The following is a 16170-nucleotide window of genomic DNA, read 5'->3' as shown; positions in this document are numbered from 1 at the left end:
TGCGTGACCAGATGACCGAAATTAAATTCTGGTCACTTTCAATTTTAAGTTATCACGTCAAGTGCGATGTGTCAATTACATTTTATAAAATTTAATTTATAAAAATCAATTTGCAAAAACTGCATAATTTGCCCGTGTTGACTTTTCATGTCAGCTAATTTCGAGTATACTATTATAGAAGAAAAGGAGTATTCATCATGGCTAGAAAAATAAAACAAGAAGACATTGAGCAAATGGATTTAAAATCGGTCTGTGGGAAAGAGGGCGTTCATACACATAACCACGATCACGACCACGATCACGACCACGCTCACGATCATTCACACGACCACGAGCACGACCACGATCATCCACACGACCACGATCACATTCCAACCATTACGCATTTAAAAATAAACGAATCCATCACCAATCATCATCCACACAAACATACCAACACCAAAGCCGTTCTCAATCGCTTGTCTCGCGCGAGCGGTCACCTTGAATCGGTAAAGCGGATGATCGAGGACGGAAAAGATTGCAGTGAGGTGCTTATACAACTCTCCGCAGTTATTGCAGCACTAAACAACACAGGAAAAGTGATTTTGAAAGATCATTTGGACCATTGCATCATCGATGCTGTGGAACACGGTGACCACCAATCTCTAGAAAATTTGGGTAAAGCCATCGACAGTTTTATCAAATAATGATGTGAAACAGGGGAAAAGCAAATCATGAAACCATACAACACAACAAAGCAACCAGCACAGTACATAAAAAAATGGATATTTCGTCTATTTATCGTCATGTTGATAGCCACCATAGTGATCCTTGGTATTGACCAATATGTCGCGTATACCGGTAAAAGTACTTTGGTGACGGTGGAAGCGGCTCAGCCAGCACAGGCCATTCTGGTATTAGGCGCATATGTGAATCCCAGCGGCGAAGTATCACGCATACTCAAAGATAGACTCGATTATGCCCTAGCGTGTTATGAGGCTGGAAAAGCGCCAAAGATCATCGTTAGCGGAGATCATGGATCTAAAACTTATGACGAAGTACGCGCCATGAGCCAGTACTTGGAAGAAGCAGGTGTACCTCCAGAAGACATATTTTTAGATCATGCGGGTTTTAGTACCTATGATTCTGTTTATCGCATGAAGTCCATTTTTTTAGTAGACAATGCCATAATTGTCACTCAGGAATATCATGCCGTTCGTGCTGCTTATATTGCGAAACAAATGGATATTGAGGTCCAAACGATAGCATCCGACACTTATGTGTATGAAGAAATGGCATATTATCGTTTCAGAGAAGTCGGTGCAAGACTAAAAGCATTTATAATGGCTGGAATCGTAAAACCAGAGCCCAAATATCTAGGCGACGTCATCCCAATTTCAGAAAGTGGATTAAAAACTCGTGACTAAATTACTAGTTGTGAGTTTTTTTATTTGGGTATATATGTGTCGGGAGTGTAAAATTATGAATTTAATTGGGGGTACATATGAAACGTTTATGGCTTTTAAGTTTAATTTTAATAGTGGTTTTAATGGGAACAGCCTGTTCATCTAAAAGTAAAGATGACGAGGATTCAAAAGCAGAAGATGAAAGTCAAAGTATATTAGAGGTTGCAGAAGATTTATCTGAAATTGCAGCAAGCGTCGGCGAAGAATGGCCAGAGGAAGCGGATCGACTAGGAATTCCTGAACCGATGGCGGGTAAAGTAGGTCAAAGCGGAACCATTAACGAAGTGACTTCTGTGGGGTATACAGATTTTACTCGTGAAGATTTGGATGCCTATTTTGAAGATTTAACAGAGAGTGGTTTTGCACCTGGGTTAGTGTACCCTGGGGGTCAAATTTGGAATTATGTTAAAAATGTAGATACTGGGTCAATTGATATCACCATGACGCTGGACATCAATACCGGTGAATTTTCTATGGTCATCGTGAACTCCGATCAAAAGGCCGAAATTACAGAAGCGTCTACATTAACACTTGAAGACATTCGTTCAAGAGTTCCTGAGGACTTTAAACTCTTTGAAGACGCTGACGTACTCACTGTCACAGACAATGGTTTTATGATTACCGTGGAATATAAAAATGTAAAAGATGACCAAGTTGAAAGTTACGTTGAAAGCCTAGAAACTGCTGGATTTGTAAAAGAAGAAAGCAGTGATTCAATGGAGACGACGTATTCAAAAACCATTGAAAATCCAATGGCATTTTATTATATTAACATGATTCGCTATGAAAATGGCTACATGACAATTTTGTATTCAGGTTTTTAATCTAGTTGTTTCTCTAAAATAGATTGTGTTCTTTAATGTGCAGTGCACATATAAATGTGCAGTTTACACATTATGGATGATTTGTGTGATTAAGTGACTTAGTCACGGATGAAAGCACATGAAAACTCTATAATCGAAATGAAGTATAAGGCTCATGTGATTGGGTAAAATCATATGAAAATAAAAATAATTTGATTATTAGAGGTGAAATGATGTTTGATTTTTTAAAAAAGCAAAATGGCGTGGCGGGAGCAAAAGAAGACAGAACGATGGTCGTTATCAAAAGTAGATGTCCGCAAAACCATCCATGTCCAGCAGTGAGAGTGTGTCCGGTAAATGCCATTAAGCAACAAGGATTTAAAGCGCCAACCATTGATGAAGAAAAATGTATCAAATGTGCAAAATGTGTACGATTCTGTCCGATGGGCGCATTGGCGTTAGAATAGGTCGCTTTGAGATACAGAATAACATCTAAATAATATTTAAATAACTTATTTTAAGTAAGCCGATATTATCCTTATCGTTCTTGGCCCATATCACCCACGAATTATAAAATAATAACAGGCTTTTGTTGAAAACTCGCTTTATATGGTATAATCTAATATACTGTATAAGCGAGTTTTTTTCGTGAGGTATATGAAGTTTACGAATAATAATGGATATATATTTAATGGCTCAACATTTTATGGTTCAACATTTAATGAATCAGCATTTTATGGCTTAATATTTAATGAATCAGCATTTAATGGCTTAACATTTAATGGTGTATATTTTTATGTCGATAAATACGTGAATCATGAAGTGATGAATTAAAAATTAAAATTTATAATTTAAAATTTATAATTTATAATTTGAAATTTAGAACAAGTCTTCTATAAATATAATAGGAAGGACGATGAAGCACCGATTGATAGAATCGTGTTTTGTGAGTGAATCAAATGAGAGATTTGACGAAGATTTCCGTCGTTAAAAAATTAGAAAGTATGTTAGAGTTTTGGCCAAAACTGTCGCCTGCTGAGCAAAATCGCCTCGTTGAAAATACATATCCTGCAGATTATGCTGGAGGCGAGATGATTCATGGTGGTGATGGAGATTGCTTAGGCATTATGCTCGTGGAAACCGGAACGGTTCGCGTGTATATGCTTTCAGAAGATGGGCGAGAAATTACGCTCTATCGATTGCATGAAGGCGATGTGTGCATCTTATCTTCATCTTGTGTACTAAGTGAAGTGACTTTTGATGTTCATATCGACGCAGACACGGACTGTGAACTCTTAATCATCAACTCAAAAGTGTATTCCGAACTTGCGGATCATAATATCTATGTTGAAAACTTTACATTGCGCGAGGGAATGTCGCGATTTTCGGATGTGATGTGGGCCATGCAGCAAATACTCTTTATGAGTTTGGATAAGCGATTAGCGGGATTTTTAATGGATGAAGTGGCAAGAACGGGAGAACTTGAAATTCAACTCACGCATGATCAAATTGCCAAGTACATCAGTTCAGCCCGAGAAGTGGTATCGAGGATGCTGAAGTACTTCGCTTCAGAGGACATTGTGGAACTTAGCAGAGGAAAGATATTGATCAAAGATAAGAATAAACTTAAAAAATTAACGGGTTATATGTAACTGAATAATAGATTGAGAAGAAGAGGCGAATATGGGAAATAAGAATCAAGGAACTAAAAATCAAGGAAACACACCGTTTTATGATGCATTTGATAAGAAAAAGAAAGTTGTTAAGCACAATGAAATCGATGACGATTTTGAATTTGAAGATGAATATTATTCAAAGAAGAAAAGAGAAAAAAAGGCAAATAAATCAAGTAACACGAATACTACAAATAGCGCAAATACTAGCAATACCACAAAAAACGGCAATCGTACAACAAGCGCAAAAAAGGCAGATTACGTAAAGAAAACAGAAAACGCAACTAACGCAAAGAAGTCAAATCATACATCGGTTAATGATAATGCAAAAAGCGCACCTTCTGATAGAAAGAAAGAAACCTATAAAAATACGCGACCTGAATTAAAAAGAGAGTTTATAAAAGGCGATTCGAAGGGTAAAGCCTATTTTTCAAGGGCTTATGATGCTTATCGAATTGAACCCAAATGTGGCGCATCGTCAAAATGTGGAGGATGCCAACTACAGCATTTGTCATATGAAGGACAACTGGTTTATAAGCAAAGACAGGTTGAAAGTTTGTTAAGTGAATTTGGAAAAGTGTCTCCAATCGTTGGCATGAAAGATCCGTATCACTACAGGAACAAAATCCATGCAACTTTTTCATATGATAAAAAGGGCAAAATTATCGCGGGAATTTATGAGGAAGAGTCGCATCACGTAATCGCGACAACGGACTGTATAATTCAGGACCAACGTGCCAATGCGATTATTCAAACCATCGTGAAACTCATGCCATCTTTTAAAATGACGCCATATGATGAAGATTATGGAACGGGTTTTCTGAGACATGTATTGATTCGCACCAGCAGTATCTCAGATGAGGTCATGGTAGTCATCGTGGGTGGAAATCCTATTATGCCATCGAAAAACAATTTTGCAAAGGCGCTCACTGAGGCGCATCCGTATATTTCTACTGTGGTATTTAACGTCAATAGCCGCAACACGAGTATGGTACTTGGTCCCAATGAGACGGTGATCACGGGAAAAGGTTATATTGAAGATGCACTTTGCGGGACGAAATTTAGAATTTCTCCTAAGTCATTTTATCAAGTAAACTCGGTTCAAGCGGATAAACTCTTTAAGCGCGCAATTGAAATGGCAAAGATCAAATCCACTGACAATGTGCTAGACGCTTACTGTGGTATCGGTACAATTGGCCTGATTGCAAGCAAAAAAGCCGGTCACGTCATCGGCGTTGAGCTCAACAAAGATGCAGTTGCAGATGCCAATTACAATTCAAAACTCAACGAAGCCGACAATATCGAGTTTTATCAAGGCGACGCCGGAGAATTCATGGTGGAGATGGCAGCAGAAGACGAAACCGTAGATATCGTATTCCTCGATCCCCCTAGAAGCGGCAGCAGCGACGACTTCTTAAAATCCCTCGTCAAACTTGCACCAAAAACAGTTGTTTATATTTCATGTAATCCTGAAACACTCGCACGTGATTTGAAATACCTCACGAGCAATGGGTATAGTACAAAAGAGATGGTGCCATTTGATTTGTTTCCGTTTACGGGGCACGTTGAGACGGTTGTATTGATGTCAAGGGTAAAAGAGTGAGTGTAGTAAGAAGCCTGTAAACAAAGGGGTTTAGAGGTTTTGCCGTAAAATTCGGACGAGTAAAAATTGTGAAATTATCTGTTCGTGGAAACAAGTCTAAAGGCATGATTTTGAACGTGACAGAGCGATTTAGATAACATGCGTTTGCGTGTGGTCGATTTAGATAACATGGGTTCACAGTGGTCGATTTGGATGTTTTTTAGATTTACCGGGGTTGAGAGAGCAGTTTGGTTATTAGAATGAGGATATTTTAATTTCATTGAGCAAATAATTCGTGAAAACATACTTTCATCACATTCTTAATATATAATGATATTAAACAATTTAAAGGAGGAATTACTATGAAAATTGATAAATCTATAAATCGACATTTTGTCACTGTTCTGATGGTTTCTGCACTTGCAGTTAGCAGCATTTTTATGTTATCAGGCTGTAGCACTTCGAAAGATAGTACTACAGATACTACCCCACCTGTTCAGGAAACCACTAGTCAAGAACCAGCAACTACTCAACCGATAGATCATAATGTTGACATTGATCCAGCTCCACTCACCGACACTGACAAATCTCTATCTCTTGAAGGATATGGCGCGAAAGGCGCACTTGCAGATAAAGATTTAACTATCAATGATATGCTAATGTACGCAGTTCAAGATGAATATTTAGCTCATGGCGAGTATTTGGCCATTGTGGACAAGTTTGGCAGTCAGAAGCCTTATACTAATATTATCAGTGCCGAAGAAACACATCTTGCTTATTTAAAAGAAGTATATCTTGCATATGGACTTGATTTCCCTGCTGATGAGTCAACCAGTCATATTGTTATACCTGCTAATTTGCTCGAAGCAGCAGAGACAGGTGTCCAAGCTGAAATAGATAATATTGCGATGTATGAGCTTTTCTTGACGTATGACTTACCTGAAAATGTCTTTGAAGTGTTCTCCGCTTTAAAGAGCGGCTCTGATAGCCATCTGCTGTCATTTCAAAAGCAGGTTGATAAACTAAAGTAATAAATAACACCTTCTAAGCTATCGGAAACAAAAAAATAGCTCCTCGCTGCTAGTAAAAATTAGCAACGGGAGCTTTTTTATTAGATTTCAATGGTGACTCCTGACTTAAATTCCACTATGAATTTGTATTCATAGACAGTGACCTTTTCAATCAGCCGCCGGACAAGCGCCTCGTCGTATTCGGTCAGGGCAGTGGGTTGCTCCTGCAGAAATGCGCTCATGTCGGTGATACGTTTTTGCAGTTCATCCCGACCGAGGTTCTCGACCTGAGCCTTTTGCTTCTCGTCACGTAGGCGATAGATTTCATCGCCGACATTCTCGTAGTCAGCCTTTGAGCTGGCGAGCTTCAAGAGCTCTGCTTGAAGTTCTGTAAGCCGTTTATCGATTGCGGTAAGGGTATGACTGTTTTCGTGGCAAATTACAGTTTCGATATTTTTCTGCAGCGTGCTGAGAAAATGATCTTTATCACACAATGCTTGATTGATGGCCATGACCATCACTTGCTCTAAAGTGTTCTCAAGTACCGTTCGGGCTTCACAGAACAAGCCGGTGTTCTCTAATCTGCTGACACACCGCCAAACGACTGATTTCTTGCCTCGGTTGTTCCAGTGAACCCTGCGGAACACCTCGCCGCAACCTCCGCAAAATATCATATTTGAGAAGCAATGAATGCAGCTGAAGGTCCTGTTCTTACCGTTCGGGCTGGTGTGGACGATGCGGCGTTGGATGAGCTCCTCTTGTACCCTCATGAATATTTCACGCGGGATAATGGCTTGGTGGCTGTTTTCCACATAATACTGCGGTACGACGCCGTGGTTCTTTACTCGAGTCTTTGTGAGGAAGTCCGTGGTATAGGTTTTCTGCAACAGGGCGTCTCCAATGTACTTTTCATTTCTTAGAATTTGATTGATATTGCTGGTATGCCATTTTTCATTCCCTGCGCCATTTAGGATGCCATCGGCTTCAAGCCCGCGCTTGATTTTCAGCATGCTGGCACCTTCGAGATATTCCCGATAGATGCGCTTTATGATTTCTGCTTCCTCAGGGACAACGATCAGGCGCTTTTTATCATCCTTTATAAACCCGAGGAAGCGGTTACAGTTGACCTGGATTTCGCCTTGCTGGTAGCGATACTGAAGCCCCAGCTTTACGTTCTGGCTTAGGGACTGGCTTTCCTGCTGTGCAAGAGAAGCCATTATTGTGAGCATGACCTCACCCTTGGAATCCATGGAATTGATGTTTTCCTTCTCGAAGAAAACGGGTATGTTCTTTTCCTTAAGCTGCCTGATATATTTCAGGCAATCCAGGGTATTGCGAGCAAACCTACTGATGGATTTTGTAATGATCATGTCGATGCTGCCCGCCATGCACTCATCGATCATTCGGTTGAATTCTTCACGCTTCTTAGTGTTTGTGCCGGAGATGCCGTCATCCGCATAGATACCTGCCAGTGCCCAGTCCGGGTGGCCGTTGATGTAAGCTGTGTAATGTTCGATCTGCGCATCGTAGCTGGTAGCCTGCTCGTCACTGTCGGTTGAAACCCTACAGTAGGCAGCAACACGGAGTTTTGGTTTTTCTTCATCACTATTTTTTCGGGTATGGTTCCTAGCTGGAAGCACCGTAACAGTTCTATTTGTCGCCAATTATCTACACCTCGCTTTCTATTAGACTATAGGCATATGCCGCCTGTGCAAAAGGATCATCATAAACTTGTGTTCCTTCGATGATGTGGAAGGTAGTAGGGTGGACAACCACTTTATCTTCTGTAGGCTCGCGTATTCTACCGAGAGCAGATGCCCTTCTAAACCGTTCTTCTTGAACAGCAGCAAAGGTATCTGGGTCGATGATCGCTGGGTAATAATCATCGCCAAGGTAATGGCGATTTTTCAGTATTTTACCGACTCCTGCATGAAAGGCATCAATGCCTACCTTATTTGCCGCAGTCTTTAGAGCATTACCGGACAGGTATGCTTTATAAAGTGATTGAATCTGTTCTGCAGCGAGATCTTCAATTACTGCGACACCATTTTCTATCCTGTATCCGAATGGGGTATGGCCCATTTATTTCACCAACCTTTCTTTTAGCGTTATGCCGCATTTCAATACAAATCCTATTTCCATCCTCGAATAGACAATTATATGATCAACAAACCGGTTGAAAAGCTCACCGACAAAGCCAGACTGCATGGTAGCTTTCGTTGAAAACTGTAGGAGTGCACTGACTTCACTCAGGTGACGAGTGTCGTTGCTGATGAAGTTTATAAGCGATTCCTTCCGGCGCTGCAGTTGTCCAGCTTCCTGTAAAAGGTCGTTGTTTCCTCTAGTGTAGACGGCAGGCTCAAGGTAGCCACGTGTCTGTAAGCCCATGAGCACTTTTCGTTGATCTTCGATGTCAGCAAGCTTTTTGTCGATTTCTTGTAAGGTTTCCATGCTGTTATTTGAATCGATACATCTAAGACTCATAAGGAGAGGTCTGAGAACGATTTGATGCCCGAAAATGAGTTTGTTCATCATGGTGACAAAGGCTAACTCTAATTCAGAATTAGAAATGTACTTCATGGAGCATTTTTCAATTTCAGTGATATGCGTATTGCAGCACCATGCGATATATTTTTTACCGCTGGAGTGGATACGACGTTTAAATGTGTCACCACAATGGTCGCAAATGATTTTGCCAGAGAAAGGGTAGCGGTTTTGATATTTCTCGTTTTGCTTTTCTACGCCTTTTTCTTTGCCGCGCTGTTCTAAGACCAGTTGTGCGGCAGCATGATCCTCACGGCTGATTATTGCCTCATGATGGTCCTGAATCAAGTATTGCTCACGCTCTCCACGGTTTGTAAACCTGTTGAACTGACTGTCACTGTAGGTCTTTTGAAAGATAGCATCACCAATGTATTTCTCGTTGCCAATCATCCCTCTGATGGTGGAAGAGGTCCAGCGGCCGCCGTTCTTGCCTTTAAGCCCGCGAGCGTTTAAGTCTTTTGCAATCATATGAACGCCTTTACCGGACAAGACCTCTGAGAAAATAAACCTAACAATTTCAGCCTGCTGTTTATTTACGATCAACTCACCATCAACAGCATCGTAGCCATAAGGAGAGCAGCCGATTTTATAGGTTCCGTTTTGAAAGCGTCGTTGAATGGACCATTTGTTGTTCTCAGCAATGGACGCTGATTCTCCTTCGGCCAGTCCACTTAGGATCGACAGCATGAGTTCGCTTTCCATAGAACCCGTGTTGATGTTCTCACTTTCAAAATAGACGGAAATGCCAAGTTTGGTAAGTCTGCGGACCAACTCAAGGCAGTCCATCGTGTTTCGGGCAAATCGACTTATCGACTTCGTCATGATGAGGTCGATATTTCGTTTTTCACAGTCTTTTATCATCCGAAGCAGTTCTGGGCGTTTTTCTTTCTTGGTACCTGTTATGCCCTCGTCGTAGTAAAGCCCCGCAAACTCCCAGGCTGGATTTGCTTTGATGGTGGATTCGTAATGACTTTTCTGGGTTTCAAGACTGACCAGCTGATCCTCGCTGCCAGTCGAAACACGGGCATATGCAGCGACTCTCAGCTTAGGTTGCTCAATTGAATTTGCATTGTTTGGCGCTATTAAGGTAACCTTTCTCAATTTTTCACCTCCTGTTAGTGTCACATATTACCTCTGAAGCCGTGTTATATCAACGTTTTTCTGGCATTATAGAAGCTAGTGCTGGAGTGAAGGATTGACGATTGAGTAGGGTAATTTTATTGAATTCGGACAAGGAAATAAGTCCATTTTTAAGCATCGAATCGAGCATTAACTGCGCTCTTACATAATCCACTTCGCACTGTAATTGCTCTTGTGAAAAGGGTTTCTTTTCATAATTGATTTCTGGATTTGTGCCAGTAATATTTGCCATCCATATGTCCTCCAATCTGAGAACTTCGTCCTCACTACCCAATGGAGGTGAACAAGCCTTTTGAACGAAAAGACGGCAAAAAAATAATGCCTACCGAAAGACGGATCTCTCAGTAGGCATTAAATGGTGTGTTTATTCGCTGTATTTGATAAAAGCATCGGTGAAGCCAGCTGCCTTGACCTTGCGTAGCATGGCATCGGCATTCGCCTTAACAGAAAATGCGCCAAGCTGGATGCGGTAAAACTTCTTCCGAACGACGGGAGCGACCGGCGCAAGACCTGCTTTTACATCCGCACGGAAGGTTTCCATCGACTTGCCATGCCTTGGAAACCAGTGCATGACGTCGCCGTGGTTGCTGGCAACGCCAAGTTTATGGCCCTCTGAGTGGCAGATGATATCCTTTTCTGTGAGCCCATATTGCTTGCAGAGATAGACGCAAAGCTCCACAGCTTCCTTATAAACGGCATTAAAATACGAGGCATCAGTCAGACCATCCTCGCAGATTTCAAAGCCTATATGTGAATCGTTTGCTGCGCCGCCGGCATGCCAGCCTCTATGATTCCAAGGTAGTGTCTGATAGGTGACAATGCTTCCATCAGCCAGTTTGCCGATAAAACCGTGAACACAGACCTGCCTGCCATCTGGCTTGTCCTGATTCCAATGATTGCCCGACTGGTTCTTCCCCAGAAGTCCGTCGTCTGGTCCGATATAGCGTTTCAGAAAGGGATTGTTTGCCCCGGTAGAATGCACCATGATGCCCTTTGGCTTAATAGTCCGGCCAGCCTTGTAACAGGCATTGTTTATCAGAATTAGCTTTCGAAGATTCATTTAAGAGTCCTCCTTGTCGCTTCGGTTATGAAGTTGTTCCAGGATATCCTTTAGCTTTTGTGGCACTGGCAAGCCAATGTGTGCCGCATTCTCAAGGATGGAGACACCCTCGTTTGATAGGTAGAAAAAGATGACAGCCGTTCTAATAACAGAGCCGTCACCGATAACACTTTGGTCGACGATATTCCCTATTGCCACGAGCGAGAAGATAAGCACTTTCTTGAAAATGCCTCTAAAGCCGATCTCACTGGACAAATTCTTATCTAGCACTGCACACATCAGGCCAGTGACATAGTCGATGATTACGAAGGCTAAAAGAGCATACAAAAAGCCGTCCCATCCTCCGAGGAAGTACCCAAGACCTCCGCCTGCAGCAGCAATTGCCGCCTGTGTCCAATTCCAAAATTCCTTCATAGTAGTCCTCCTTCAAATTTGCTGTACAAAAAAAGACGCCTCTAATTAGCGGACGCCTCTATAGCTGTTCAGAGATTGTTGATATATAAAGCCCGGATACCTCGGAGCACTGATTTATTCATAAACGCGGCTGCTGCTGGTCCGGTCTTTTGTGATCCTACCGATGTAGTCGCTGAGTCTGCCTTTGCCGAGTTTGCCGCCACTGTCCACGGTAAAGTCGGTATAAAATCCGTCTTTCCCGAAACGGTGCGTAATCTCCGTGATCAGTCCAAGGCTGGTGGAGCCTTCGCTGTTGACGATGACCGCCTCGTCGCCCAAGAGGAGCTGCGGCTTGAAAGGACCTGTAAAGCTTTCGATTTTTCCAACATACTGCAGGCTGTCGGCAATCTGGGTGGCGTAGCTCTCGGCATCCGTGAGTGTTGTTCCTTCCGGTACGTTGATGTAAAGAGTCTTGTTCGCTTGAAGATTCCATCCGGTATAGGTCTGGACATTCCGGTACACCTTGATGCTGAAATCCCGATTGTGAACGCAGACCCGTCGGTAGGCTTCCTGATCGTCCCGGACGATGTTTCTGGTAAAGATGTCCTTGTCACGCTGAAAGACATAGCTTGAGTTACTTGCAAATCCAGCAAAGGTTGAAGCCCCAATTACCACAATTCCATCAACAAGTTCTTTGATTTGCCAGTTATCAAACGCTTTTAGAACTTCCATGACGCCATCAAGAAAGCTCATATTGGGGTCGAACATATAGCCAGCTGACAGAGAAGTGTTCTGCACCAGCATTTCATCGGTGCTGATATTAGCCTTATCAAGGATATCCCTGATTGTCTGATGCAGGAGCTGGTAGGTGTAGGAGTTGTCTTCATCGAAGCTCTGATCGCCCAGTGCTTTACCGATAATGTTCCGGCCATCCACGCTGATACTTTCGCCGAGTAGTTCAAAATTGCTCCGGTCCACATAAAAGCTCCCCATTGGATAAGGCTCACTGTCGCCAATGATGAACTCAAATACCACTTTACTGCCAGGAGAGAGAAGACTGGATTCTTCTGAAATGGCAACGTTGCCTTCGTATTCAGGGTTTTCGTTAATCGGGTTTTCAAGACTCAGCGTAAAGGATGTGATTGGGGTGTCCATTGAACATTTGATGCTACCTGAATCCATATATCGGTCCATCTCGAACATGTACTCATGGATGAGCAGCTTCTGAGCGTATGGCGTCCGAAAGCAGCCTACTATACCAAACCCAGAGAGTGATTTCAGCTCAAGATTGCTTAGGCCGGTATCATTTTTGGGGCTGATGTACACCGTGTCCTGCCAAACCGGAGCTGAGAAGTCGCCATTAAAGCGATTACTCGGTGTGCCATAGAGCAGACCGCCATTGATGAAAAACAGCTGGCCTTCTGTTTTAGGGAATTGAATAAAATCAGGATAAGTGCCGTTCCCGACAATAGCATCATTTTCGAATGTCAGCTGCATGCTTTCACCTCCACTAACTCAGAATTTCATTGCTCTGGTTCTTCTTCCGGGACCACTTCTGAAGATTTCTTCGTTTCTGCAATTTCAATAATCGGAAGCTCCGACAGATCAATCGGTGCATCACACAAATAACAGTTTATGCTGTCCGATATAGACTTGATGGTTAAGACGGTGCCGCAACCGCTGCAGACGACCGTTCCTACGTGCCACATACTCATATCATTCATCTCCCTTCGTTTTTAGGATCACATCCCGGATGTATGGACCGATTTCACTTTCAATATGGTCTTGTCTGCCCTGCAGCTTGAAGTGGGAGATGCCCCCTTCATGTAAGGCATTAATTTGCTCCATGCCGAGCCTCATTTTGAACCGACCGCCAGATTGGTCTTTGCAGATGCAGACGTCCTCGTAGGATTTATCGAAGCGCTTCATTTGAAGTGATAACTGTCTGTAGTGCTGTCCGCGCTCTTCACAGTTTTGGTAGCAGTTTTCGTTTACCAATATCTGCAGCTTTTGAAAACCAAGGCCTGCCAAGTCCTCCAGATGAGAATTGAAATCCGGGCTCACCGCATAAAAGTCACAGCCTTCAATTTTTGGCACCACAGCGGTAATCGATGAGGTGACCGCAAGCCCAGGATAATATTTCTTAATGTGGTCAAAGAGCTTCTGTTCTGAGAGAATTACGCCGTTCAAAGGGCTGACCGCTAATTTGTCAAGCACTGCATTGCACTCGTAATCCATCAATTCATGATCTTCAACGATTCCAGAAAAGGTCGCATCTACACCGATCTCATTCGCATTGAAAAGCTCGATAACCCTGATAAAATCTTCAAATCCAGTGTCACGGTTAAAGGGTATCCGGCCACCGTTCCATAGCGACGTGAATGCCGCATCATAGACCTGCACTCGATACCCATTCTCCATCAAGAGCAGCGAATACTTCAGCAGTTCCTCCGGGTAAGACACTGCGCCGCCTAAATGCCAAGTAATCATACGCCCTCCGCATAACTGACCGAAAAGGTCACATCCAACACGAATTGGTCTGTCTTGTGGATACCTTCAGTTTTATAGGATGCTGTAACTGCCTCCGCGTCTGTTGGGGGTGTGGCTAGCACCACGAATACCTCCGAATCATCCACATAGAAGGTCCTGGCAGATCGGTCAATCCCGCAGTAGAATATTGGGCTGCCATCAGTGATGATGTTGTTTACACTCGTCACTGAATGCGAAATAGGTGACTGTGGCGCGTAGTACTCCACTCCATCCGGAAGTAGCTTGATGAATTTTGCGTTGGCGATGTTGGAATCGCTGATCAGGCAAAGACCCTCGCCAACCAGACCTCCGCCGTAAAGCGACATGGTATTGCCATATGTGCCTGAATAGGCCAAAGTGAATACGCCGCTTACCAGCTCGTAGATTTTGTAGTTGCCCGCAGCAAAGGTATATATTTTCCCGTTATACTCGCAGACTGCGATTTGATAAGTAGCGTCATTGATCTCCTGGGTAATCGTTTCGTTCACTGAGTCGATTGAGACGATGACCAAACCGTTGTAGCCTGAAAGAACTGCATGGTTGCCATCAGCTGTGATGAAATTATTTTGAAAGTTGTTTCTACCAGAACCTCCAGCTTGCGATGTTCCCGCGCGGTAATACTTCCCATCGACTGCTTTCTTTGCAAGTCTGACATAACCAGCGCTGTTATCAGAGTAGATCAAAAACAAGTCGTCAGTTGTCATTACACCTGTAGAGGGTGTAATATCTCCAAATCTTGAGAGCGTTGATTTTGCAAGATCAGTTGAATAGTCAATCCATACATTTGCCGGAAGTACGCATACCTGTTCGGTGTTAAGGAAAATGGGCTGGCAAGATGATTTTGAACTGTACCACGGTTTGTCTGGAATTGATCCAACAGATGGGCTAAATGAGCCGTACTGTCTTAGAAAACCCCGGTGAACCTTGCCATATTGAATTTTGTACTCGCCATTACCGATCCACTTGTTTCCCCAAGGTGTCGGATACACCACGCTGGGATAGGAACTAAATCCTGAACCACCGTTACCGTGATTGGTACCGCATGAAAGTGCCACCCTTGGCTTTTTCTCAAGGGTATGTGCGGTAGCGATTGAATTGACCTTCACATCGACTATCGGAGTTTCAACGTATGGACTTGGAATCAGGAACTTTGTTTTCACATTATTACCGGTCCCGAGAGGCACGTTTTCATAGAGGACTTTCCCAATAATGGCGCTCTCCGGTACAATGATAGACGCTGTCTCTGCCACCTGAATTTCCTTGATGAATAGATTAGCATCAGCGATTTCAAATCGGACCTTGTAGGATTCTGTGGCTGCTGTAACATCATAAGCAATCCGATTGGACGATTTCGAGGCTGCACTGGCATCACTGATCCCTGCCGCATTGATAGAGTCTGCATCGAGTGGTAGTGGATTTCGCCCTACCTTGATCGTCGATGTGATGTATCCATAATTCAAAATGTAATACGCCGCTCCATAGGACACCTGTGATTGGCTGAAGCCCAGCGGTGAAGTAACCGAAATCTTGCAGTAAAGGGTCGCGTAAATGGTGACGACGTCTGTATCGGTTTTCGTAAAACTGATTGGATTGCCTTCAGCATCCTTAAGTAGAGCGTGGGTCACCAGCCGGCTATACCCTCTGATGCCAACTTCAGTTATAGTCTCCCCAACAGCCGTGCTGGGTGAAAGCTCAATCTTCTCCTTAATGTAACCCGAGTCACTTGAATAGACTTCTTCCACACGGGTAGAGCTTACCTGGGCAATCTGAGAAAAGAGCGATGTTCTGGTTGGAGAAAGTTCTCCGGTTCCACGGCCGTAGCAGATATAGTCAAACGGACTTCTCCTGTCCGAGATGATCTGGGTCCACATTGCGCTGAGCACCATGTTATAGGCAGTGCCGATCAGGCGCTCTTTGCCCGTTTGCATGTCTTTGACATACACTTCAAATTTATTGTGAAGCTTGACGCTTGCGTTAAAATTCATAGTATC

General features: G+C 43.1%; 17 protein-coding genes. 7 read left to right on the top strand and 10 right to left on the bottom strand.

Translation table 11 applies throughout. The features are described from left to right. Positions 1-404: 404 nt before the first annotated feature. From ACZ41W_RS05560 to ACZ41W_RS05530, 7 genes are all read left to right on the top strand, one after another. Positions 405-686, top strand: coding sequence for a metal-sensing transcriptional repressor (locus ACZ41W_RS05560; RefSeq protein WP_464314275.1), 282 nt, complete (start codon positions 405-407; stop codon positions 684-686). Between the two features lie 27 nt (positions 687-713). Then, entirely contained in the window at positions 714-1406 is a 693-nt protein-coding gene (locus ACZ41W_RS05555; RefSeq protein WP_464313895.1) for a SanA/YdcF family protein, read from the top strand. Positions 1407-1483: 77 nt separating this feature from the next. After that, complete coding sequence (locus tag ACZ41W_RS05550; RefSeq protein WP_464313894.1) at positions 1484-2269, top strand: hypothetical protein; 786 nt, start codon at positions 1484-1486, stop codon at positions 2267-2269. A gap of 212 nt (positions 2270-2481) precedes the next feature. Further along, positions 2482-2715: a 4Fe-4S binding protein gene (locus tag ACZ41W_RS05545; protein WP_464313893.1), complete on the top strand. Its 234-nt coding sequence runs from the start codon at positions 2482-2484 to the stop codon at positions 2713-2715. Positions 2716-3207: 492 nt separating this feature from the next. Then, positions 3208-3900, top strand: a complete 693-nt coding sequence (locus ACZ41W_RS05540; protein ID WP_464313892.1) for a Crp/Fnr family transcriptional regulator — start codon at positions 3208-3210, stop codon at positions 3898-3900. 31 nt (positions 3901-3931) lie between these two features. Beyond that, entirely contained in the window at positions 3932-5524 is a 1593-nt protein-coding gene (gene rlmD / locus ACZ41W_RS05535; protein ID WP_464313891.1) for a 23S rRNA (uracil(1939)-C(5))-methyltransferase RlmD, read from the top strand. A 341-nt stretch (positions 5525-5865) separates the two neighbouring features. Continuing rightward, on the top strand, positions 5866-6534 hold the full coding sequence (locus ACZ41W_RS05530; protein WP_464313890.1) for a DUF2202 domain-containing protein: 669 nt from the start codon (positions 5866-5868) through the stop codon (positions 6532-6534). A gap of 80 nt (positions 6535-6614) precedes the next feature. Here the strand turns inward: ACZ41W_RS05530 and ACZ41W_RS05525 are convergent, their stop codons facing one another. From ACZ41W_RS05525 to ACZ41W_RS05480, 10 genes are all read right to left on the bottom strand, one after another. Further along, a complete protein-coding gene (locus tag ACZ41W_RS05525) occupies positions 6615-8177 on the bottom strand; it encodes a recombinase family protein (RefSeq protein ID WP_464313889.1) in 1563 nt (520 codons plus the stop codon). 4 nt (positions 8178-8181) lie between these two features. Then, entirely contained in the window at positions 8182-8595 is a 414-nt protein-coding gene (locus ACZ41W_RS05520) for a recombinase (RefSeq protein WP_464313888.1), read from the bottom strand. Beyond that, complete coding sequence (locus ACZ41W_RS05515; RefSeq protein ID WP_464313887.1) at positions 8596-10158, bottom strand: recombinase family protein; 1563 nt, start codon at positions 10156-10158, stop codon at positions 8596-8598. A 49-nt stretch (positions 10159-10207) separates the two neighbouring features. Next, entirely contained in the window at positions 10208-10429 is a 222-nt protein-coding gene (locus ACZ41W_RS05510; protein ID WP_464313886.1) for an SHOCT domain-containing protein, read from the bottom strand. A 132-nt stretch (positions 10430-10561) separates the two neighbouring features. Beyond that, positions 10562-11257, bottom strand: a complete 696-nt coding sequence (locus ACZ41W_RS05505) for an N-acetylmuramoyl-L-alanine amidase (protein ID WP_464313885.1) — start codon at positions 11255-11257, stop codon at positions 10562-10564. Further along, positions 11258-11671, bottom strand: a complete 414-nt coding sequence (locus ACZ41W_RS05500) for a phage holin family protein (protein WP_464313884.1) — start codon at positions 11669-11671, stop codon at positions 11258-11260. A 114-nt stretch (positions 11672-11785) separates the two neighbouring features. Beyond that, positions 11786-13147 carry a hypothetical protein gene (locus tag ACZ41W_RS05495; protein WP_464313883.1) on the bottom strand — a complete coding sequence of 454 codons (1362 nt, stop codon included), beginning with the start codon at positions 13145-13147 and terminating at the stop codon, positions 11786-11788. Positions 13148-13173: 26 nt separating this feature from the next. Beyond that, positions 13174-13365, bottom strand: a complete 192-nt coding sequence (locus tag ACZ41W_RS05490; RefSeq protein WP_464313882.1) for a zinc finger domain-containing protein — start codon at positions 13363-13365, stop codon at positions 13174-13176. Position 13366: 1 nt separating this feature from the next. After that, complete coding sequence (locus ACZ41W_RS05485) at positions 13367-14140, bottom strand: hypothetical protein (protein ID WP_464313881.1); 774 nt, start codon at positions 14138-14140, stop codon at positions 13367-13369. Continuing rightward, entirely contained in the window at positions 14137-16164 is a 2028-nt protein-coding gene (locus tag ACZ41W_RS05480; RefSeq protein ID WP_464313880.1) for a hypothetical protein, read from the bottom strand. The genes ACZ41W_RS05485 and ACZ41W_RS05480 overlap by 4 nt, the downstream gene beginning before the upstream one ends. Between the last annotated feature and the right edge of the window lie 6 nt (positions 16165-16170).

It is taken from the genome of Fusibacter fontis, from assembly GCF_055378735.1.
Note: the sequence above shows the minus strand (reverse complement) of the source record. Positions and strands in the feature narration are given on the sequence as shown.